Origin of the sequence: Zunongwangia sp. HGR-M22, from assembly GCF_027594425.1 — a bacterium.
GTDB lineage: Bacteria > Bacteroidota > Bacteroidia > Flavobacteriales > Flavobacteriaceae > Zunongwangia.
Map to the genome: position 1 here is coordinate 3834254 of NZ_CP115159.1, position 20793 is coordinate 3855046.

Genomic DNA, 20793 nt, shown 5'->3' on the forward strand with positions numbered 1-20793 from the left:
ATTTAATTCTTAACAATATAGAAATAAAAAATCCCGAAATCTAGAAAGAAATCGGGATCACATTTATTCAGAAAAAATATATTTTATCCTTTAGTACTTGCCGATAAATACTCACGGTTCATACGAGCAATGTTCTCTAAAGAAATTCCTTTAGGACATTCAATTTCACAAGCACCGGTATTTGTACAGTTACCAAATCCTTCTAGATCCATTTGGCGAACCATATTCATTACACGATCTGTAGCTTCTACCTGTCCCTGCGGAAGTAAAGCATATTGTGAAACTTTGGCTGAAGTAAATAACATTGCACTTGCATTTTTACAAGCTGCAACGCACGCACCACAACCAATACAGGTTGCTGCAGCAAAAGAATCATCTGCATCATGCTTGTTTACAGGAATACTATTGGCATCGATAGTGTTTCCTGAAGTATTTACAGAAACATATCCACCCGCTTGCTGAATACGATCGAAAGAAGTTCTATCTACGATCAAATCTTTAACTACCGGGAACGCATTTGCTCTAAAAGGCTCGATCACAATAGTATCACCATCTTTAAAAGAGCGCATGTGCAACTGGCAGGTTGTAATTAACTTATCTGGGCCGTGAGGCTCACCGTTAATTTGTAATGAACAAGAACCACAAATCCCTTCACGACAATCATGATCAAATTCTACTGGGTCTTCTCCTTTAGCAACAAGCTCTTCATTTAAAACATCCAACATCTCTAGAAAAGACATATCGCCTTCGATACCATCGATAGGATAGGATACCATCTTCCCTTTAGACTTAGCGTTTTCTTGTCGCCATATTTTTAATGTAAGTTTCATATTCTTTAGATTTTAGTATTGAGTATTGAGTCTTGAGTCGCTATTTGTAACAGCTCATATCTCAACACTTGCATCTATTTATAACTTCTTGTTTTTAATTCGATATTATCAAAAATAAGCTCTTCTTTATGAAGCGCTGCATCGCTTGGTTGTCCTTTATATTCCCAGGCAGCTACATATTTAAAGTTTTCATCGTCCCTTAAAGCTTCACCTTCTTCGGTTTGATATTCTTCTCTAAAGTGCCCTCCACAAGACTCATTTCTATGTAATGCATCTTTAGCGAAAAGTTCTCCTAGTTCAAGGAAATCGGCCACACGACCTGCTTTTTCTAATTCAGCATTTTTACTATCTGCAGTTCCGGTAATTTTTACGTTTTTCCAGAAATCTTCTCTTAAAGCTTTAATTTCTTCAATAGCTTCCTTAAGACCTTGCTCATTACGCGCCATACCACACTTATCCCACATGATCTTACCTAATTTCTTATGGTAAGTATCTACAGAATGTTTTCCGCCAGCATTCATCAGTTTATTGATTCGGTCTGTAACGTCTTTTTCAGCAGCATCAAATTCTGGAGAATCTGTTGGGATTTTACCGGTTTTAATATCGCCTGAAAGATAATCACCTATTGTATAAGGCAGAACGAAATAACCATCTGCAAGTCCTTGCATTAAAGCAGAAGCTCCCAATCTGTTAGCACCGTGATCTGAGAAGTTGGCTTCTCCGGCAGCGTAACATCCAGGAATTGTTGTTTGTAGGTTATAATCTACCCAAAGACCTCCCATCGTATAATGTACTGCCGGGAAGATCATCATTGGTGTTTCGTAAGGATTTTGATCGGTAATCTTTTCATACATCTGGAAAAGGTTACCATATTTAGCTTCTACAGCTTCTTTACCTAGTTTAATAATTTCAGATTCAGATGCATCTTTTTTACCAGCCGAGAATGCCGCTTCTTTTCCGTAACGTTTTATTGCACTGGCGAAATCTAAAAATACAGCCTGGCCAGTTTTATTAACTCCAAAACCTGCATCACAACGTTCTTTTGCAGCTCTAGAGGCTACATCGCGAGGTACAAGGTTACCAAATGAAGGATATCTTCTCTCTAAGTAATAATCTCTTTCTTCTTCAGAAAGCTCGGTAGGCTTTTTCTTTCCTTCTCTAATTGCCTCTGCATCTTCTTTTTTCTTCGGAACCCAAATACGCCCATCATTACGTAGAGACTCAGACATCAAAGTTAATTTAGACTGATGATCTCCTGAAACAGGAATACAAGTTGGGTGTATTTGCGTATAACATGGATTTGCAAAGTAAGCACCTCTACGGTGAGCTCTCCAGGCTGCCATCACATTACTTCCCATCGCATTGGTAGAAAGGAAAAACACATTACCATAACCTCCTGAAGCCAATACAACTGCGTGAGCCGAATGTCTCTGGATCTCTCCGGTAATCATATCTCTGGCAATAATTCCTCTTGCCTTACCATCAACCAAAACAAGATCCATCATCTCGTGACGATTAAAGGTTTGAATCTTACCACGATTAATCTGGCGGTTCATTGCAGAATATGCTCCTAACAATAATTGCTGACCCGTTTGTCCTTTTGCGTAAAAAGTTCTGGAAACCAAAACTCCACCAAAAGAACGGTTATCTAAATAACCACCATATTCACGTGCAAAAGGAACACCTTGTGCAACACACTGGTCGATAATATTCCCTGATACCTCAGCAAGACGGTAAACATTCGCTTCTCTAGAACGATAATCACCACCTTTTACAGTATCATAAAAAAGGCGGTAATCTGAGTCACCATCTCCCTGATAATTTTTTGATGCATTTATACCTCCCTGTGCAGCAATAGAGTGCGCACGTCTTGGAGAATCCTGGTAGCAAAAAGTCTTTACATTATAACCTAACTCTGCAAGTGTTGCAGCAGCAGCTCCTCCTGCAAGTCCTGTACCTACAACGATAACATCAATATTACGCTTATTGGCAGGGTTTACCAGGTTAATATCATTTTTATGTTTAGTCCACTTATCTTTAAGCGGCCCTTCTGGTATCTTTGATTCTAAAACTGACATAAATCTCGCGAATTAAAGGTTATTGATATAGTGAAACAATGCTATAAAAATAAATCCTAGCGGAATGATTATAGCATAAGCCAGTGTAATGCCTCTTACTCCTTTAGCATATTTGTTATTCCATCCCATCGATTGAAAAGAAGAAGAAAAACCATGAAGAAGGTGTAAACTTAAGAATACAAACGATATACAGTAAGCTGCCACCCGAATTGGGTCCTGAAACTTTGCAACCAACTCACCATAATATCTTGAGGCATCCTCTGGGTGAGATTCTACATATTTATGCACTAATTCTGGCACCCAAAAATCATAAAAGTGAAGTGCTAAAAAAGCTAAAACTACTAATCCAGAATAAATCATGTTTCTGGACATCCAGCTCGAGTTAGCGCTTCCGTTATAATTTACATACTTTATATTTCTAGCCCCTCGGTTTTTAGCCTCAAGCACAAATCCCATTACAAAATGGAATATTACTCCAAAGATCAATACCGGCTGAAGAATCGCCTGTACTAAAAAATTGGTTCCCATAAAATGAGAAAGCTCGTTGAATAGATCTTTACTAATTACTGAAGTAAGATTAATAGTAAAGTGTTGAAGCAAAAATAAGACTAGGAACAGTCCCGACAAGGCCATCGCAACTTTTTTTGCGATAGATGATTTTAAAAATCCACCCATTGGTTTGATTATTTATAGAATTTTAACAGCAAAAATACACTCCAATTAACTTATGGACAAACTTTAATGCTTCTTTATAAGGCTATTTAGAATAAGTATAATTAAGCCGCATTTTTGTTTAATCTTCAGATTTAGAAAAAAGAACATCACTTATAAGGAAAAGTCCCTATAATCAAGGCTTAAAAAGAATGAAGCGCATTATTTATAAAACTTTTTCAATCGATTGAAATTCTACAATTTATAAAGTAAGATGATAAATACAGTGCATAAAAAAAAGCTATTCAAAATATCGAATTTTGAATAGCTCTATTATTTATTTTAATTCAGATTTAGCCTTCTACAAGATCTTTTTTGTAAGCATCTGAGTGAACGTTGGCAACTGCTCTACCAGATGGGTCGTTCATATTTTTAAACGATTCATCCCACTCTAAAGCTCTTGGTGTGCTACAAGCTACTGAAGGAACTGAAGGAACTGATAATGCCGCAGCATCACTTGGGAAATGCTGAGAGAATATAGATCTATAGTAGTATTCCTCTTTACTTGTTGGTGGCTGTATTGGGAATTTGAAGTGCGAGTTTTTCAATTGCTCATCTGTCACTTCAGATTCTACTAACTGTTTTAAAGTATCGATCCAGCTATATCCAACACCATCAGAAAATTGTTCTTTTTGTCTCCAAGCAACACTTTCTGGCAAGTAATCTTCAAAAGCTTTTCTTAGCACCCACTTTTCTATACGCTCACCAGTGATCATTTTATCTTCGGGGTTAAGACGCATTGCAACATCCATAAACTCTTTATCTAAGAATGGTACACGCCCTTCGATTCCCCAGGCACAAAGTGATTTATTAGCTCTTAAACAATCGTATTGATGTAATTTATCTAATTTACGAACAGTTTCTTCATGAAACTCTTTCGCATTTGGTGCTTTATGGAAATATAGATACCCGCCAAAAAGTTCATCAGATCCTTCTCCAGAAAGCACCATTTTAATCCCTAAAGATTTGATGGTTCTGGCCATTAAATACATTGGCGTGGAAGCTCGAATCGTAGTTACATCATAAGTCTCTAGATGATAAATTACATCCTTTATCGCGTCTAGACCTTCCTGAATCGTGAATTTAATCTCATGATGTACCGTATCTAAATGATCAGCAACTTTTTGTGCAGCGGCAAGATCTGGAGAACCTTCTAATCCAATAGCAAAGGAGTGTAATCTTGGCCACCATGCTGCATCTTTATCATCACTTTCTATTCTTTTTTCTGAATATTTTTTAGCGACTGCTGAAGTAATTGAAGAATCTAAACCTCCAGAAAGTAAAACTCCATAAGGAACATCACTCATTAACTGGCGGTGTACCGCTTTTTCTAAAGCTTCTTTTAAGTCTTCGATACTCGTTGGGTTATCCTTAACTGCATCATAATCCATCCAATCACGCTCGTACCATTTCTGGAAACCTTCTTCTTTACTAGATAAATAGTGACCAGGAGGAAATAATTCGATTTTCGAACATTTTCCTTCTAAAGCTTTAAGTTCTGAAGCTACATAAAAAGTACCGTTATGATCCCATCCAATATATAATGGAATAATCCCCATATGATCTCTTGCGATTAGGTACTCATCTTTTTCAACATCATAGATCGCAAAACCAAAAATTCCGTTAAGGTCATCAAGAAACTTTGCGCCTTTTTGTTTGTATAAAGCAAGGATCACTTCACAATCTGATGCTGTTTGAAACTCGTAATCTGGGCACTGCTCTCTTAATTTCTTATGATTATATATTTCGCCATTTGCGGCAAGTATTAATTTTTCATCTTTAGACAATAATGGCTGCCCTCCTGAAATTGGGTCGACAATAGCAAGACGCTCGTGCGCCATAATCACATTATCATTACTGTAAATCCCACTCCAGTCTGGACCACGATGTCGTAAACATCTGGCCATTTCTAATAATTGAGGTCTTAAATCATCAGACTTCTCTTTTAAATCGAACGCACATACAATTCCACACACAGTTTTAAAATTTTAAGTATTAAAGATGAAACAAATATCGATTAATCATTTCATTAAAAAAGTCACAATATCTATTTCGATTACATTTATAAACCATATAATCAAAATATGATTAAATAATAAAAATTCAGAAGTATAAATATAATGATTTTTTTTCAGCAGTAAAATTCTTTATATCCAGCATCTCAGGCTTATTTTAAAAGTGCAAGAATTGATAACATATTTATAATATTTCTTTAAGACTCAAAATGAAGCAATAATTGTAACTTTAAGGTAAAATTCAATATTATGAGTAATTTCAAAGATAAAACAGCAATAATTACGGGCGGTTCCGGAAGCATTGGTTATACTACCGCATTAGAATTAGCAGAAAAAGGTGCGAATGTATTATTAGTTGATATCGATGAAGAATCTTTAAAAGAAAAAGAATCGGCCGCAAAAAAAGAGAATTTAAATATTTCCTACGTTGTCGCCGATGTAAGTAAACCAGAGGATGTAAAAAATTACGTAGACACCTGTATTGAGCGTTATGGTAAAATTGATTATTTCTTTAATAACGCCGGTATAGAAGGTAAAGTGGCACCTTTAGAGGAGTACCCAGATGACATTTTTGATAAAGTGATGGAGGTTAATGTAAAAGGCACTTACTTAGGAATGAAGCATGTAATCACGAAAATTGAAGATGGAGGTAGTATCGTAATTACATCTTCAGTAGCTGGTTTACAAGGCTCTCCTAAAATGGTTTCCTACATCACATCTAAACATGCGGTTATAGGAATCATGCGGACTGCCGCTTTAGAATTGGGAAAAAGAAATGTGCGTGTAAACTGCGTAAATCCCGGCTCTGTAGATAATCGCATGATGCGTTCTCTTGAAGATGGCGTAAATCCAGGACATGGAGACGAGGTAAAAAAAGCTTACGAATCTACCATTCCGCTAGGAAGATACGCCACACCTGAAGATATATCACATATGGTTTGCTTCCTATTTTCTGATAAAGCCTCTTATGCCAACGGCCAAACATTTGTAATCGATGGCGGAATGAAAGCTTAAGTATTTTTAAATGTTTTTTTATATAAAAGGGATCCATAAAACGGATTCCTTTTATATTTTATCCAGTTTGCATAAATCGAAGAAGAATATTAAACACAAATTTTAATGAACTCGAAAACACGAACAGAAACTGCTTTAGGCACTTGAAAAAAAGAAATATTAGCCTTGGATTAACAGGCATTCTAATCGCTGTTTTTTAGCTTTGAGGGATAATTTTGAAATTACAGTTATGAAATACGATCAAATAGACCGCAAACTTTTTATTAAAAACCGAAAAAACTTTATGGAACGCATGGTTCCCGGGGGATTAGCTGTTTTTAATGCTAATGATGTGTTCCCGATTGGGGCCGATAGTACCATGCCTTTTCAGCAAAATCGAGATTTATTCTATCTAAGCGGAGTGGATCAGGAGGAAGCAATTTTAGTTTTATTCCCGGATGCTCCAAAACCAGAACACCGGGAAATACTTTTCTTAACCGAAACCAATCCGCATATAGCTGTTTGGGAAGGCGAAAAACTTACCAAAGAAAAAGCTTTTGAAGTAAGCGGTATCAAAACGGTCTACTGGCTACAGGATTTCGAGAAAATCTTTTTTGAAGTTATGGCACAGTCTGAGACTATTTATTTTAATAAAAATGAGCATTATCGTGTTCAGGGCAGCATCCAGACAGAAACCCGTGACGATCGCTTTATAAAATGGTGTAAAGAAAAATACCCGGCGCACCAGGTTGCTAAAAGTAACCCCATCTTGCAAAGGTTACGTGCTGTAAAAGATCCTATCGAGTTGGATTTAATGCAAAAAGCCTGCGATATTACCGAGAAGGCTTTTAGAAGAGCTCTTAAATTCACGAAACCTGGTGTTTGGGAATATGAAATCGAAGCTGAATACTGGCACGAAATGATTAGAAATCGTTCTAAAGGTTTTGCATACACTCCTATTATTGCCAGCGGAAATAACGCCAACGTCCTCCACTACACTGAAAATAATCAACAATGTAAAGCTGGCGAGCTTATATTACTAGATACAGGAGCCGAGTATGCAAACTATTCAAGCGATATGACAAGATCGATCCCGGTTTCTGGAAAATTCACCGAACGCCAAAAACAAATTTACAACACGGTTAATAAAGTAAAATCTGAATCTACAAAATGGCTTAGACCGGGAACTATGTGGGACGAGTTTCATAAAGAAGTTGGAAAACTAATGACTTCAGAATTGCTTGATCTTGGATTACTAGATAAAGCCGATGTTCAAAATGAAAACCCAGATTGGCCAGCTTACAAGAAATATTTTATGCATGGCACAGCTCACAATATTGGTTTGGATACACATGACTACGGAATTTTAACTGAGCCTATGAAAGCCAATCAGGTTTTTACTGTTGAACCTGGAATCTATTTACCTGACGAAGGTTTCGGAATTCGACTTGAAGATGATGTTGTAATCCAGGAAAAGGGAGAACCTTTTAATTTAATGCGAAATATCCCAATCGAAGCTGATGAGATTGAGGAACTTATGAATTCATAAAAAATACAAAAAGGCCACAGAAATTGATTTTTACGTCAATTTTGCGGCCTTTTTTAATGTAATGCTTATGAAAATACTGCATAAAAATACACAATTAAAGTTTACAAAAAAGGGAAAAGGCAATCCTTTGATACTTTTACATGGATTTTTAGAAACAAAAGAAATTTGGAGAGACTACCAGCAACTACTTTCTAAAGATCGCCAGGTAGTTACGATTGATCTTTTAGGACATGGCGAATCGGGAAGTACCGGCGAAGTCCATTCTATGGAAGACATGTGCGATGCCGTAATTACTGTGCTCGATTACTTAGAAATTAAACAAGCTAGCTTCGCAGGACATTCAATGGGTGGTTACGTGATTATGGAGATCTTAAAAAAACATCCTAAAAAAATCACTAAAATAAGTCTTGTTAATTCCTCTCCTGCTGAAGACAATTCTGAAAAAAAAGAAAATAGAAATCGAGTAGCCAGCCTAGTAAGAAAAAATAAAAAAGCTTTTGTAAGTATGGCTATATCTAATCTTCTTACCGCTGAAAACAACAAAAAATACAAACCAGAAATTGAGCTATTAAAAAGTGAAGCACAGAAAATGTCTTCAGAAAATATAATTGCAGCTACGTTGGGAATGAGAGACCGCGGGGATAGCACTGAAGCTTTAAAGCAATTTAACGGGGATAAATTTATAATCTTAGGTATGCAAGATCCGGTATTAGATACTACAAAAATAACGCAAATTGCAAAAAGCACACATACCAATTTGATAGCCTTCCCGGATGGTCATTTATCATATATTGAGAATAAAGATCAATTATTACATTTTTTACAATCAAAAAGCTAAAAAATAATCTTTAACAAAAAATTGGCTGTTTTTTGGGAATTTCGTAAGAGTTTAGTAACTTTATGGTGTCAAAAAATTAAAAATCAAGCTTTTATGAAAGACACCCCCAATAAATTTTCTTTCGCTAAAGTATACTGCAAGATTTTTGGCCATAAGTTAAAGGTGACTAAAAATGTCACCGATCATGTGCACGAATACAAATGCGCTAATTGCGGACAAGAAATGACAGATACAGCGAATGGATTTTTAGCACCCCTAACAAAGAAATTTAAGGATACGAACAATTACATCGCCAAAATCCACAGAAAACGTAAAAACCGTCGATTGCGCCATTACGCCAAAGCCTCTTAAGCTTTATCTTCATCCATCGAATTCCAACCTCTGGCGACCAATGGAATGGCTTGGTTTGCACGTGTAATTAAATGCATACCGGCATTTTCATCATTCATATGTCCAATTACGGTAAGATTAGGGTTGCCCTTAATTTTATCGAAATCTGATTGGGAAATAGTAAACAGAAGTTCGTAATCTTCACCGCCACTTAAAGCAATAGTGGTACTATCAATCTCAAATTCCTCGCATACCGATATCATTGCAGGATCCAAAGGAATTTTCTCCTCATAAAGACTCACTCCTGTTTTCGAGTTTTTGCATAAATGTATTATTTCAGAAGATAAACCATCACTAATATCGATCATAGATGTTGGTTTAACCCCAAGTTCTTTTAAAAGTGGCGGAATATCTTTACGAGCTTCCGGCTTTAGTTGACGTTCGATCAAATAGGTATACTGGTCCAAATCTGGCTGAGCATTAGGATTAGCTTTAAAAACCTGTTTTTCTCTCTCTAAAACCTGTAACCCCATGTAAGCAGCTCCCAGATCACCGGTTACTACCAGTAAATCATTTGGCTTGGCACCACTGCGGTAAACGATGTCTTCTTTATCTGCTTCCCCAAATACAGAAATACTAATAAAAAGTCCTGAAGTTGAAGAAGTGGTATCCCCTCCCACAACATCAATATTATATAAATCTGCAGCCAATTTAATCCCTGCATACAATTCTTCTAAAGCTTCTACCGGGAAACGATTTGACGCCGCTACAGAAACCGTAATATGTGTCGCTTTAGCATTCATTGCGTAGATATCGGATGCATTAACCATTACCGATTTATATCCTAAATGCTTTAGCGGCATATAAGCAAGATCAAAATGAACTCCTTCAACAAGCATATCTGTGCTCACTAAGGCCTGCTTATCTTGAAAATCAAGCACAGCAGCATCATCGCCAATTGCTTTCACAGTAGAAGTATGCTTAGGTGAAAAGTGTTTTGTTAGATGATCTATAAGTCCAAATTCTCCTAACTCAGATAAACTTGTTCTGGTTTGCCCACTATTATCAAACATTGCAAATAATTTTTATGCAAAATAAACGAATATTATTTCAACTGCATATTCAAAACAGATTTTATATGTATTAATGAAAGGTTTATAATAAAATCCTACTAAAGCATTAAGAATAAAAGACCATCGGAAGGTTTTTGTAACAAAACAATCCTGCTATTGCCAATTCCGGTGTTGCAATAGCATTAAATTTCAATCGAATACATTTATCAATGCATTCTTAAAACAAATATTGCCGATATGGTAAAACGCTTGTTTTAATGTATATTTGTAACCGATTTAAAATAATCTTTTTTAGCTATGATTAAAGTTAGTGAAGACGCAAGAAAAAAGATTTCTGCTCTTATGGAAGAAGAAGGTTTTAACAGCCTTCAGGATTTTGTGCGTGTCGGCGTAAAGAGTGGCGGTTGTTCAGGTTTATCGTATGAATTAAAATTCGATAAAGCTAAAGCTGAAGATGATAAACTTTTTGAAGACAACAATATTAAAATTGTGGTAGATAAACGCAGTGTATTATATCTTGCCGGAACTATTTTAGAATATTCTGGCGGATTAAATGGAAAAGGATTTATTTTTAATAATCCTAACGCCCAAAGAACCTGCGGATGTGGAGAAAGTTTTTCCCTTTAAAAAAGTTTAAAATTAAAGGTTTAAAATTCGAAGTTGGCGACGATTAAACAATTTGAAGATTTAGAAATTTGGCAGAAGTCCAGAGAAATTTGTCAGATTGTTTATAATTTGAAAAAGAATACAAATCTTAAAAATGACTATAAATTATATAGTCAATTAAACGGATCCTCAGGTTCTATAATGGATAATATAGCCGAAGGTTTTGAAAGAAACGGAAATAGAGAATTTATTCAATTTCTTTCAATTGCAAAGGCATCATGTGGAGAGACAAGGTCACAAATATATAGAGCTTTTGATCGCGGATATTTAAATGAAGATGATTTTGAAGATTTTAAGAGCAAAGTTATTTCATTGAGCAGGCAAATAAATGGTTTTATAGACTATTTGCAAAAGAGTGATTTTAAAGGAACGAAATTTAAATAACCTTAAATTTTGAGCCTTGAATATAAAATACAGAGATGGCATATACTGAAGACGACTTAAAAAAAGAACTCGAAACCAAAGAATACGAGTATGGGTTTTATACCGATATAGAATCTGATACTTTTCCTATTGGTTTGAATGAAGATATTGTTAGAGCAATTTCTAAAAAGAAAGAGGAACCAGAATGGATGACAGAATGGAGACTTGAAGCATATAGAGAATGGGAGAAAATGACAGAACCAGAATGGGCAAACGTTCATTATGAAAAACCTAATTTTCAGAACATCTCTTATTATTCTGCTCCTAATAAAAAACCGAAATACGAAAGTTTGGACGAGGTAGATCCTGAGTTATTGGATACCTTCAAAAAACTTGGAATATCGCTAGACGAGCAAAAGAAATTGGCTGGTGTTGCTGTAGATGTGGTTATGGATTCAGTTTCTGTAACTACAACTTTTAAAAAGACCTTAGCTGAAAAAGGAATTATTTTCTGCTCTATTTCTGAAGCAATAAAAGAACATCCAGAACTAGTTAAGAAATATATTGGGAGCGTTGTACCTAAGAAAGATAATTTTTATGCTGCATTAAATTCCGCAGTATTTAGTGATGGATCTTTCTGTTATATTCCGAAAGGCGTTCGTTGCCCTATGGAACTTTCTACCTATTTCAGAATTAATCAGGCAGGTACCGGGCAATTCGAAAGAACGCTAGTGGTAGCAGACGAATCTAGTTACGTAAGTTACTTAGAAGGCTGTACTGCACCAACACGTGATGAGAATCAATTACATGCTGCCGTAGTAGAACTGGTAGCGCTAGATGATGCTGAAATAAAATACAGTACCGTTCAAAACTGGTTCCCAGGCAGTAAAGATGGTAAAGGTGGTGTTTATAATTTTGTAACCAAAAGAGGGATTTGCGAAAAAAACGCAAAAATCTCATGGACACAGGTAGAAACAGGATCTGCAGTAACCTGGAAGTATCCTTCATGTATCCTAAAAGGCGATAACTCTGTTGGAGAATTTTATTCGATCGCTGTAACCAATAATTTTCAGCAGGCAGATACCGGTACTAAAATGATTCATCTTGGTAAAAACACTAAGAGTACCATTATCTCTAAAGGTATTTCAGCAGGAAAATCACAAAATTCATATCGTGGTTTAGTGCAGATTAATCCCCGGGCTGAAAATGCTAGAAACTTTTCACAATGTGATTCGCTGTTAATGGGTAATGAATGTGGTGCACACACGTTTCCTTATATCGAAGCTAAAAACAAAACTGCAAAAGTAGAGCACGAAGCAACTACAAGTAAAATTGGAGAAGATCAAATTTTTTACTGTAACCAAAGAGGAATCGATACTGAAAAAGCTATCGCATTAATCGTTAACGGTTTTAGTAAAGAGGTTTTAAATAAACTTCCTATGGAATTTGCTGTGGAAGCTCAAAAACTACTTGAAATTTCTTTGGAAGGATCGGTAGGATAATTTAAGAATCTCATGAAAAAGATTTTGTGCATATTTTTACTAGCGCTTATTTGTATTGGCTGTGAAGAAGAACCTGAAAGTACTGTTGAAAAAAGTACCGTTATAGAAACAGAACAAGACACAGTTCCTACACTTATAGGGAATTTTATTTATGCTGATGAAGCTGCACTTTTTAGAGGGGAAGACTTTATTTATAATGTTGAAATCGATAGCCTAAGCCGCTCTTTAGCACATCAATTAAAAGCTTACAAAACCGATGATTTTGAAATGATTCCGGTTAAAGTAAGAGGTAAAATAAAGCAAAGTCCTGGACAAACGGGGATTAGAAAAAATTTAGAATTACGAGAAATTATAGCTGTCTTGGCCGATAGCACAAAAAATAATAGCAAAGAATAACAAACATAATTTGAGCGCATGCTCAAATGCATACCATATAATTATGCTTAAGATAAAGAATTTACACGCAAGTATAGAAGAAAAGGAAATTCTTAAAGGAATTAATCTTGAGATTAATCCAGGAGAAGTACATGCCATCATGGGACCAAACGGCTCTGGTAAAAGTACATTATCCTCTGTTATTGCAGGTAAAGAAGAATACGAAATGACTGATGGTGAAATTATTTTCGAAGGAGAAGATTTATCTGAATTAGATCCCGAAGAAAGAGCTCACAAAGGCGTTTTCCTTTCGTTTCAATACCCAGTAGAAATTCCTGGTGTTTCTGTAACCAACTTTATGAAAACTGCAATTAACGCACATCGAAAAGCAAATGGTTTAGAAGACATGCCAGCAAATGAAATGCTTAAGCTTATCAGAGAAAAATCTGAATTACTGGAAATAGATCGCAAATTTTTATCAAGATCTCTTAACGAAGGCTTTTCTGGTGGTGAGAAGAAACGTAATGAGATTTTCCAGATGGCAATGCTAGATCCTAAACTATCCATCTTAGACGAAACAGATTCTGGATTAGATATCGATGCTCTTAAAATTGTTTCTAACGGTGTGAATAAACTTAGAAACGAAAACAACGCCGTTCTGGTAATCACACACTATCAAAGACTTTTAAATTATATCGTACCAGATGTAGTTCATGTTTTGATTGACGGTAAAATTGTAAAAACAGGCGGTAAAGAACTGGCTTACGAATTGGAAGAAAGAGGGTACGATTGGATTAAGCAGGAAAGCGCAGTTTAATACTGAAATTCAATAAAATCAATGGGATTTTCCCGAATTATGAATTTGTATTACAACTGATAAACTGAAGAAAATGGAATTAAAAGATAAATTAGTATCATCATTTTTAGCTTTCGACGAGCAATATCAGGTGGATGATGATGTTCAGCAAATAAGAAGCCAGGCGATTAAAGAATTTGAAACGCTTGGGTTTCCTTCTAAAAAGCAGGAAGATTGGAAATATACTTCTTTAAAATCTACTCTTAAGCACGATTACAGTGTTTTTCCTAAAAAGGAAGATGCGATAGAATATAGCCAAATCAAGCAATACCTTATTCACGATATCGATACTTATGATTTGGTATTTATCGATGGTATTTATTCTTCTCATTTATCTAACACTACACACGATAAGATCGATGTTTGTTTAATGTCTTCTGCATTAAACAAAACAAAGTTTAAGCCGGTAATAGATAATTATTTCAATAAACTAGCACCTAAAAACGGTATAAATTCGCTAAATACCGCCTTCACCAAAGAAGGTGCGTACATCCATATCCACAAAAATACAATGGCCGATAAGCCAATTCAGATCATAAATTTCTCTACAGGAAATGAGTCTTCTTTATTGCTTCAGCCAAGAAACCTTGTGGTAGTCGACGAAAATTCTCATGTACAAATTATCGAGAGACATCAAAGTCTTACCGATCATCCGGTGCTAACAAACTCGGTAACAGAGGTATTTGCAGATCGTCGTGCGATCGTAGATTATTATAAAATCCAGAATGATAAGACAAGTTCCTCTTTAATAGATAATACGTTTATCGAGCAGAAAGACGAAAGCAATTGTTCTGTACATACATTCTCTTTAGGCGGAAATCTTACCAGAAATAATCTAAACTTCTATCAAAAAGGAGAAAGAATCGACTCTACCATGAAAGGAGTTACGATTATCGAAGGAAAACAACACGTAGATCACAACACACTGGTTCATCACATTTATCCAAATTGTGAGAGCCACCAGGATTATAAAGGAATCTTTTCCGATAAATCTGTAGGTGTTTTTAATGGGAAAGTAGTTGTAGAAAAAGAAGCACAGAAAACCAATGCATATCAATCCAACAACAATATCCTGGTAGATGATAAAGCAACGATAAACTCCAAACCTCAGCTAGAGATCTTTGCAGATGATGTACGTTGTAGCCATGGTTGTACAATTGGACAGTTAGACGAGGATGCTTTATTTTATTTACAATCGCGTGGAATTCCGCATAAAGAAGCTCGTGGATTATTGATGTATGCCTTCGCAAACAACGTTTTAGCAAGCGTCAAAATTCCTGAAATTAAGAAAAGAATCAATAATATTATTGCTGAAAAACTAGGCGTAGAACTAGGTTTCAATTTATAGATAGCTATTTTTTAGGTAGCCCATTTTATTCAGCAAAAATTTTAAGATATGAGTACAGCTACTGAAGCATTAGAATATAGCGTAGAAAAAATTAGAGAGGATTTTCCTATTCTTAAACGAGAAGTAAACGGTTATCCTCTCGTTTATTTTGATAATGCTGCAACTTCACAAACACCGCAACAGGTAATCGACGTGATTGTAGATTATTACTCAAATTACAATGCAAATATTCATCGCGGTGTCCATGCTTTATCTCAGGAAGCTACAGATAAGTATGAACATGCTCGCCATACGATACAAAAGCATTTTAATGCAGAAAAGGCACACGAAATCATTTTCACCTCTGGAACAACTCATGGGATAAATCTGGTTGCAAATGGTTTTGCTTCTTTGCTGAATCAAGGTGACGAAATTATCGTTTCTGCTTTGGAACATCATTCTAACATTGTACCGTGGCAGATTTTAGCTGAAAAAACTGGAGCGATTTTAAAGGTAATTCCAATGAACCAGGAGGGAGAATTAATCTATTCTGCTTTTGAAGAATTACTTTCAGAAAAAACCAAACTTGTATTTTTAAATCATGTTTCCAATGCTTTAGGTACGGTAAATCCTATTGAAAAAATCATCACCAAAGCACACGAATATGATGTGGCAGTTTTAATAGATGGTGCCCAGGCAGCGCCACATATCAAAGCAGATGTACAGGCTTTAGATGTAGATTTTTATGTAGTATCTGCCCATAAAATGTGTGGACCAACCGGTGTTGGCATGCTTTACGGAAAAGAAAAGTGGCTAAACAAATTACCTCCTTACCAAGGTGGTGGTGAGATGATCGCAACAGTAACTTTCGAGAAAACTACTTTTGCCGATCTTCCACATAAATTTGAAGCAGGAACTCCTAATATTTGCGGTGGGATCGCTTTTGGAGCAGCATTAGATTATATGAATGCTCTTGGTTTTGATAAGATTGCTTCTTACGAGGAAGAATTGCTTCATTATGCCACAAAAGAACTTCTGAAAATAGACGGAATGGAGATTTACGGAGTTTCAAAAGAAAAAACAGCCGTAATTTCTTTCAATATTAACGGTATGCATCCGTATGATATCGGGACTATTCTCGACAAATTGGGAATAGCAGTGAGAACCGGGCACCATTGTGCACAACCAATTATGGATTTTTATAAAATTCCGGGTACGGTTCGCGCTTCTTTTTCGTTTTATAATACAAAAGAAGAAATAGATGCATTTATTAAAGCCGTTATTAAAGCTAAAACCATGCTTGCATAAATCTTTATCGATTTTAGCAATTTTTAGTTCCCTTTTAATTATTAGCTGTAAAGAAGAAAATAAGCCTAAAGAAACGCCCAATCTTAGCGAGAGCGACCAAAAAACGTTAAATAATTCTGAAATTTCAGGTGAATATTCGGTTAAAACACTGAATCGTAAGAAAGAGAATCTTGGGAATCTTATATTTGATTTTATTTCAGAAGAAAAAAGGCTGGCAATTAATACAGATTGTAATAATATAGCCGCTGAATACGAAATTGGTAAAGATCAGCTTACATTTTCTAATGCGATAAGTACCAGGAAATTTTGCCAGGGAGCAATGGATAACGAGAATATCATCTCTAAAATATTGCCTAAAATTACCAAATTCGATTTTTCTGAAAAAGAACTTAGATTATTATCAAGTAATAATGAGGTTTTAATAAGCCTTATAAAAACCGAAAAAAGTGAGTAAATCTATACAGCAAATACAGGAAGAAATTATAGATGAATTTTCAATGTTCGACGATTGGATGCAGCGTTATGAATATATGATCGAGCTTGGAAAATCACTTCCGCTAATCGACGAAAAATATAAGATCGAAGAAAACCTAATTAAAGGTTGCCAGAGTAAAGTTTGGGTTCATGCCGAGTTAAACGGCGAGAAACTAGAGTTCACAGCAGATAGTGACGCAATAATTACAAAAGGTATCGTAGCCATTTTAATTAGAGCATTTTCAGGGCATCATCCATCAGATATTCTGGAAGCAGACACTCAGTTTATCGACGAAATTGGATTAAAAGAACACTTATCCCCTACCCGTGCAAACGGATTGGTAAGTATGATCAAACAACTAAAAATGTATGCAATAGCATATCAAACCCAATTAAAATAAAATGGAACAGGAAATCGACACTCAGGAATTGGGAGAAAAAATCGTAAAAGTGCTTAAAACCATTTACGATCCTGAAATCCCTGTAGATATATACGAGCTAGGACTTATTTACGATGTAATGGTAAGTACAGATTACGATGTAAAGATCTTAATGACCCTTACTACGCCAAATTGCCCGGTAGCAGAATCGCTACCTCAGGAAGTGGAAGAAAAAGTAAAATCTTTAAACGAAGTAAAAGACGCTGAAGTTGAAATTACTTTTGATCCCCCGTGGAGCCAGGATCTAATGAGCGAAGGCGCTAAATTAGAATTAGGACTTTTATAAAAGAACGTTTATGGCTACAGAAGAAATCGTAAATCGCGTAGCAAATAGCAAATTAGTCACTTTCAATCTAGAGGATTATTATCCAAAAGGTCGAAGAGTGACTTTTGATATTTCAGGATGGTTGTTGGAAGGTTTTGTACTTCGAGAAAGCACTTTTAGAGAAGAGGCTAAAAACCATGATTGGAGCCAGTATCAAGATTGCTATGTTGCCTTAGAATGCAGTACAGATGCTATTATCCCGGCATGGGCTTATATGCTTATAGCCACCTACCTTCAACCCTATGCTAAAAAAACGGTTAACGGTTCTTTAGAGTACCTAGAAACCATTCTTTATACTGAAGTTATTCAGCAAATGGATCTTTCAGAATTAAAAGATAAACCGGTAATTATTAAAGGATGTGCCAATAAGCCAGTACCTAAAAATGCCTATTTATTACTTATTAATAAACTACAACCCATAGCCAAAAGTATAATGTATGGTGAAGCATGCTCTTCAGTACCATTGTACAAAAAACCAAAAAATTAAAAATGAAAAAACTTTTACTTAGCCTGCTAATTTTAGGTGGAACGTTAAGCATGAGCGCTCAAGATGACGATTCAGAAGAGCAAAAAGAAGGCTGGACTACAGAAGGAAACATCCAACTTCTTTTTAATCAATCGGCCTTTAATGCGGAATGGACTGGAGGAGGAACTTCCAACATTTCTGGAAACTTAATTTTTAATTACGATTTCAATTATCTAAAAGACGATTTCACCTGGGATTCTAAAGTTTTAGTAGACTACGGAATGACAAAGCAAAAAGGTGACGAATTTCCAAGAAAAACTAGTGACCGCTTAGAGATCAACTCGGTTGCAGGTAAGCAAGTAGAAGAATCTAATTGGTATTATTCATTTTTTACAAATTTTAGAACACAGGTTACTAAAGGCTATAATTATAGTACAGATGCCGATACGGGAGAAACTATTCGTACCGAGCGTACCAACTTCTTGTCTCCAGCTTACCTCCAGTTTGGTCCCGGTATGCTTTGGAAGAAAAATGAAAACTTCTATGTAAACATCGCACCGGCAACAGGAAGATTTATAATTGTCGATTCTTATTTTACAAGTGTTGATGGTTATCAAGATGGTGACTATTTTGGTGTAGATCAAGGTAAATCTGCCAGATTTGAGCTTGGTGCAGCGATCTCTGCCTATGCGAAATTTGAGTTGATAAAGAATGTGAAAGTGGAAAACATTCTAAACCTATATTCTAATTACCTTGAAGATCCGCAAAACGTAGATATCGATTACACGGTTAATGTAAAAATGAAAATTAACGAATTATTATCGACTAATTTCATTTTCCAAACCATTTATGATGATAATGCCGTTGGAGCTTTTCAGGTAAGGGAAGTTTTTGGATTAGGGTTTAATTATAATTTCTAAAACACAAATACGAAATTTTTAAAGCCTGTATTTAAAATTACAGGCTTTTTTGGTTAAAATTATTTGAAAAAAACGACTGAAAAATCACAATACTAATCTATTATGTACCTTTGTAGTTATGATTGAAAAGACCGATTTAAGTTACGAAAAAGCTGTTCTAATTGGGATCATAACCAAAGATCAGAAAGAAGATAAATTAGAGGAATATCTTGATGAATTAGAATTCCTTACCTATACTGCCGGAGGGGAAGTTGCCAAACGATTTTCCCAGAAAATGGAATTTCCCAATCCAAAAACATTTATTGGTACTGGGAAGATGGAAGAAGTAAGACAGTACATATCTGACAACGAAATAGGAACCGCTGTTTTTGACGATGAGCTTTCTCCAGCTCAGCAAAAGAATATTGAAAAAATATTAAAATGCAAGGTATTAGATAGAACCAATTTAATTCTAGACATTTTTGCCCAGCGTGCACAAACCAGCTATGCAAGAACGCAAGTTGAATTAGCACAATATGAATATTTATTGCCGCGTCTTGCCGGTATGTGGACTCACTTAGAGCGTCAACGTGGTGGTATTGGAATGCGTGGTCCCGGGGAAACCGAAATTGAAACTGACCGTCGTATCGTTAGAGATAAAATTTCTTTGCTAAAAAAGAAGTTGGAAACGATCGACAAGCAAATGGAAGTGCAAAGAGGAAACCGTGGACAATTAGTTCGCGTTGCTTTGGTAGGTTACACCAATGTTGGAAAATCTACTTTAATGAATACGATTAGCAAAAGTGAAGTATTTGCTGAAAATAAACTATTCGCAACACTCGATACCACCGTTAGAAAAGTTGTGATACGTAATTTACCGTTCCTTCTTACAGATACGGTAGGATTTATTAGAAAATTACCTACACAACTTGTAGAGTCTTTTAAATCGACTTTAGATGAAGTACGAGAAGCAGATTTGCTTTTACATGTAGTTGATATTTCCCATCCTAATTTTGAGGATCATATCAATTCTGTAAACCAAATTTTGGATGAAATAAAAAGTTCCGATAAACCATCGATTATGGTTTTCAACAAGATCGATCAATATGTTCCTGAAGAAATTGAAGAAGACGATCTTGTTACTGAAAAAACTACAGCACACTATACACTGGCAGAATGGAAACAAACCTGGATGAATCGCCTTGGTGATAACGTATTGTTTATTTCAGCCTTAGAAAAGGAAAATATGGAGCACTTTAGAAGAAAGGTTTACGAAGCTGTACGCCAAATTCATATTACCAGATTTCCGTACAATAATTTTCTGTATCCCGAATATGATAAATACGGAGAAGAGAAATAGGTAAAAATTATTCCA

Annotated in this window: 22 protein-coding genes; 17 read left to right on the top strand and 5 right to left on the bottom strand. The window is 35.6% G+C overall.

What is annotated here, in order from left to right:
• Positions 1-83: 83 nt before the first annotated feature.
• From PBT91_RS16620 to asnB, 4 genes are all read right to left on the bottom strand, one after another.
• The gene (locus tag PBT91_RS16620; protein ID WP_270059579.1) at positions 84-830 is read right to left on the bottom strand and encodes a succinate dehydrogenase/fumarate reductase iron-sulfur subunit; all 747 of its coding nucleotides are present in this window, start codon (positions 828-830) and stop codon (positions 84-86) included.
• Between the two features lie 74 nt (positions 831-904).
• Positions 905-2908 carry a fumarate reductase/succinate dehydrogenase flavoprotein subunit gene (locus PBT91_RS16625; RefSeq protein ID WP_270059580.1) on the bottom strand — a complete coding sequence of 668 codons (2004 nt, stop codon included), beginning with the start codon at positions 2906-2908 and terminating at the stop codon, positions 905-907.
• A gap of 12 nt (positions 2909-2920) precedes the next feature.
• Positions 2921-3583: a succinate dehydrogenase cytochrome b subunit gene (locus PBT91_RS16630; protein WP_270059581.1), complete on the bottom strand. Its 663-nt coding sequence runs from the start codon at positions 3581-3583 to the stop codon at positions 2921-2923.
• 329 nt (positions 3584-3912) lie between these two features.
• The gene (asnB, locus tag PBT91_RS16635; protein ID WP_270059582.1) at positions 3913-5595 is read right to left on the bottom strand and encodes an asparagine synthase B; all 1683 of its coding nucleotides are present in this window, start codon (positions 5593-5595) and stop codon (positions 3913-3915) included.
• A 288-nt stretch (positions 5596-5883) separates the two neighbouring features.
• On the opposite strand from asnB, the gene PBT91_RS16640 reads away from it, so the two are divergent.
• The 4 genes from PBT91_RS16640 to PBT91_RS16655 all read left to right on the top strand — a co-directional run bounded on the left by PBT91_RS16640 (position 5884) and on the right by PBT91_RS16655 (position 9365).
• Positions 5884-6648 (top strand): SDR family NAD(P)-dependent oxidoreductase, encoded by a 765-nt coding sequence (locus tag PBT91_RS16640; protein WP_270059583.1) that lies wholly within the window; start codon positions 5884-5886, stop codon positions 6646-6648.
• Positions 6649-6877: 229 nt separating this feature from the next.
• Positions 6878-8176 carry an aminopeptidase P family protein gene (locus PBT91_RS16645; RefSeq protein WP_270059584.1) on the top strand — a complete coding sequence of 433 codons (1299 nt, stop codon included), beginning with the start codon at positions 6878-6880 and terminating at the stop codon, positions 8174-8176.
• 67 nt (positions 8177-8243) lie between these two features.
• Positions 8244-9014, top strand: a complete 771-nt coding sequence (locus PBT91_RS16650) for an alpha/beta fold hydrolase (protein ID WP_270059585.1) — start codon at positions 8244-8246, stop codon at positions 9012-9014.
• Between the two features lie 93 nt (positions 9015-9107).
• Positions 9108-9365, top strand: coding sequence for a DUF1660 family phage protein (locus tag PBT91_RS16655; RefSeq protein ID WP_270059586.1), 258 nt, complete (start codon positions 9108-9110; stop codon positions 9363-9365).
• Here the strand turns inward: PBT91_RS16655 and thiL are convergent.
• Complete coding sequence (gene thiL, locus PBT91_RS16660; RefSeq protein ID WP_270059587.1) at positions 9362-10417, bottom strand: thiamine-phosphate kinase; 1056 nt, start codon at positions 10415-10417, stop codon at positions 9362-9364. The genes PBT91_RS16655 and thiL overlap by 4 nt on opposite strands.
• Positions 10418-10714: 297 nt before the next feature.
• On the opposite strand from thiL, the gene PBT91_RS16665 reads away from it, so the two are divergent.
• The 13 genes from PBT91_RS16665 (at position 10715) to hflX (ending at position 20778) form a co-directional block, all read left to right on the top strand.
• A complete protein-coding gene (locus PBT91_RS16665) occupies positions 10715-11044 on the top strand; it encodes a HesB/IscA family protein (RefSeq protein ID WP_270059588.1) in 330 nt (109 codons plus the stop codon).
• Positions 11045-11077: 33 nt separating this feature from the next.
• Complete coding sequence (locus PBT91_RS16670) at positions 11078-11467, top strand: four helix bundle protein (RefSeq protein WP_270059589.1); 390 nt, start codon at positions 11078-11080, stop codon at positions 11465-11467.
• 35 nt (positions 11468-11502) lie between these two features.
• Positions 11503-12948, top strand: a complete 1446-nt coding sequence (gene sufB, locus PBT91_RS16675; protein WP_270059590.1) for a Fe-S cluster assembly protein SufB — start codon at positions 11503-11505, stop codon at positions 12946-12948.
• 12 nt (positions 12949-12960) lie between these two features.
• A complete protein-coding gene (locus PBT91_RS16680; RefSeq protein ID WP_270059591.1) occupies positions 12961-13344 on the top strand; it encodes a hypothetical protein in 384 nt (127 codons plus the stop codon).
• 43 nt (positions 13345-13387) lie between these two features.
• Positions 13388-14140 (top strand): Fe-S cluster assembly ATPase SufC, encoded by a 753-nt coding sequence (gene sufC / locus PBT91_RS16685; RefSeq protein ID WP_270059592.1) that lies wholly within the window; start codon positions 13388-13390, stop codon positions 14138-14140.
• 73 nt (positions 14141-14213) lie between these two features.
• Positions 14214-15527: a Fe-S cluster assembly protein SufD gene (gene sufD, locus PBT91_RS16690; protein WP_270059593.1), complete on the top strand. Its 1314-nt coding sequence runs from the start codon at positions 14214-14216 to the stop codon at positions 15525-15527.
• 48 nt (positions 15528-15575) lie between these two features.
• Positions 15576-16814, top strand: coding sequence for an aminotransferase class V-fold PLP-dependent enzyme (locus PBT91_RS16695; protein WP_270059594.1), 1239 nt, complete (start codon positions 15576-15578; stop codon positions 16812-16814).
• Entirely contained in the window at positions 16807-17268 is a 462-nt protein-coding gene (locus PBT91_RS16700) for an META domain-containing protein (protein WP_270059595.1), read from the top strand. The genes PBT91_RS16695 and PBT91_RS16700 overlap by 8 nt, the downstream gene beginning before the upstream one ends.
• Before the next feature lie 43 nt (positions 17269-17311).
• Positions 17312-17689, top strand: a complete 378-nt coding sequence (locus PBT91_RS16705; RefSeq protein ID WP_084841237.1) for a SufE family protein — start codon at positions 17312-17314, stop codon at positions 17687-17689.
• A gap of 1 nt (position 17690) precedes the next feature.
• Positions 17691-18014, top strand: coding sequence for an iron-sulfur cluster assembly protein (locus PBT91_RS16710; protein WP_092539958.1), 324 nt, complete (start codon positions 17691-17693; stop codon positions 18012-18014).
• 10 nt (positions 18015-18024) lie between these two features.
• A complete protein-coding gene (locus tag PBT91_RS16715; RefSeq protein ID WP_270059596.1) occupies positions 18025-18540 on the top strand; it encodes a DUF2480 family protein in 516 nt (171 codons plus the stop codon).
• A 2-nt stretch (positions 18541-18542) separates the two neighbouring features.
• Positions 18543-19439, top strand: coding sequence for a DUF3078 domain-containing protein (locus PBT91_RS16720; protein ID WP_270059597.1), 897 nt, complete (start codon positions 18543-18545; stop codon positions 19437-19439).
• Positions 19440-19557: 118 nt separating this feature from the next.
• Positions 19558-20778, top strand: a complete 1221-nt coding sequence (hflX, locus tag PBT91_RS16725) for a GTPase HflX (RefSeq protein WP_270059598.1) — start codon at positions 19558-19560, stop codon at positions 20776-20778.
• The last annotated feature ends 15 nt before the right edge of the window (positions 20779-20793 follow it).

Excerpts from the sequence above, each read along its gene's own strand:
- PBT91_RS16620 (WP_270059579.1), bottom strand. The coding sequence starts at position 830 with ATGAAACTTACATTAAAAATATGGCGACAAGAAAACGCTAAGTCTAAA.
- PBT91_RS16625 (WP_270059580.1), bottom strand. The coding sequence starts at position 2,908 with ATGTCAGTTTTAGAATCAAAGATACCAGAAGGGCCGCTTAAAGATAAG.
- PBT91_RS16630 (WP_270059581.1), bottom strand. The coding sequence starts at position 3,583 with ATGGGTGGATTTTTAAAATCATCTATCGCAAAAAAAGTTGCGATGGCC.
- PBT91_RS16640 (WP_270059583.1), top strand. The coding sequence starts at position 5,884 with ATGAGTAATTTCAAAGATAAAACAGCAATAATTACGGGCGGTTCCGGA.
- PBT91_RS16645 (WP_270059584.1), top strand. The coding sequence starts at position 6,878 with ATGAAATACGATCAAATAGACCGCAAACTTTTTATTAAAAACCGAAAA.
- PBT91_RS16650 (WP_270059585.1), top strand. The coding sequence starts at position 8,244 with ATGAAAATACTGCATAAAAATACACAATTAAAGTTTACAAAAAAGGGA.
- PBT91_RS16655 (WP_270059586.1), top strand. The coding sequence starts at position 9,108 with ATGAAAGACACCCCCAATAAATTTTCTTTCGCTAAAGTATACTGCAAG.
- thiL (WP_270059587.1), bottom strand. The coding sequence starts at position 10,417 with ATGTTTGATAATAGTGGGCAAACCAGAACAAGTTTATCTGAGTTAGGA.
- PBT91_RS16665 (WP_270059588.1), top strand. The coding sequence starts at position 10,715 with ATGATTAAAGTTAGTGAAGACGCAAGAAAAAAGATTTCTGCTCTTATG.
- sufB (WP_270059590.1), top strand. The coding sequence starts at position 11,503 with ATGGCATATACTGAAGACGACTTAAAAAAAGAACTCGAAACCAAAGAA.
- PBT91_RS16680 (WP_270059591.1), top strand. The coding sequence starts at position 12,961 with ATGAAAAAGATTTTGTGCATATTTTTACTAGCGCTTATTTGTATTGGC.
- sufC (WP_270059592.1), top strand. The coding sequence starts at position 13,388 with ATGCTTAAGATAAAGAATTTACACGCAAGTATAGAAGAAAAGGAAATT.
- sufD (WP_270059593.1), top strand. The coding sequence starts at position 14,214 with ATGGAATTAAAAGATAAATTAGTATCATCATTTTTAGCTTTCGACGAG.
- PBT91_RS16695 (WP_270059594.1), top strand. The coding sequence starts at position 15,576 with ATGAGTACAGCTACTGAAGCATTAGAATATAGCGTAGAAAAAATTAGA.
- PBT91_RS16705 (WP_084841237.1), top strand. The coding sequence starts at position 17,312 with ATGTTCGACGATTGGATGCAGCGTTATGAATATATGATCGAGCTTGGA.
- PBT91_RS16710 (WP_092539958.1), top strand. The coding sequence starts at position 17,691 with ATGGAACAGGAAATCGACACTCAGGAATTGGGAGAAAAAATCGTAAAA.
- PBT91_RS16715 (WP_270059596.1), top strand. The coding sequence starts at position 18,025 with ATGGCTACAGAAGAAATCGTAAATCGCGTAGCAAATAGCAAATTAGTC.
- PBT91_RS16720 (WP_270059597.1), top strand. The coding sequence starts at position 18,543 with ATGAAAAAACTTTTACTTAGCCTGCTAATTTTAGGTGGAACGTTAAGC.
- hflX (WP_270059598.1), top strand. The coding sequence starts at position 19,558 with ATGATTGAAAAGACCGATTTAAGTTACGAAAAAGCTGTTCTAATTGGG.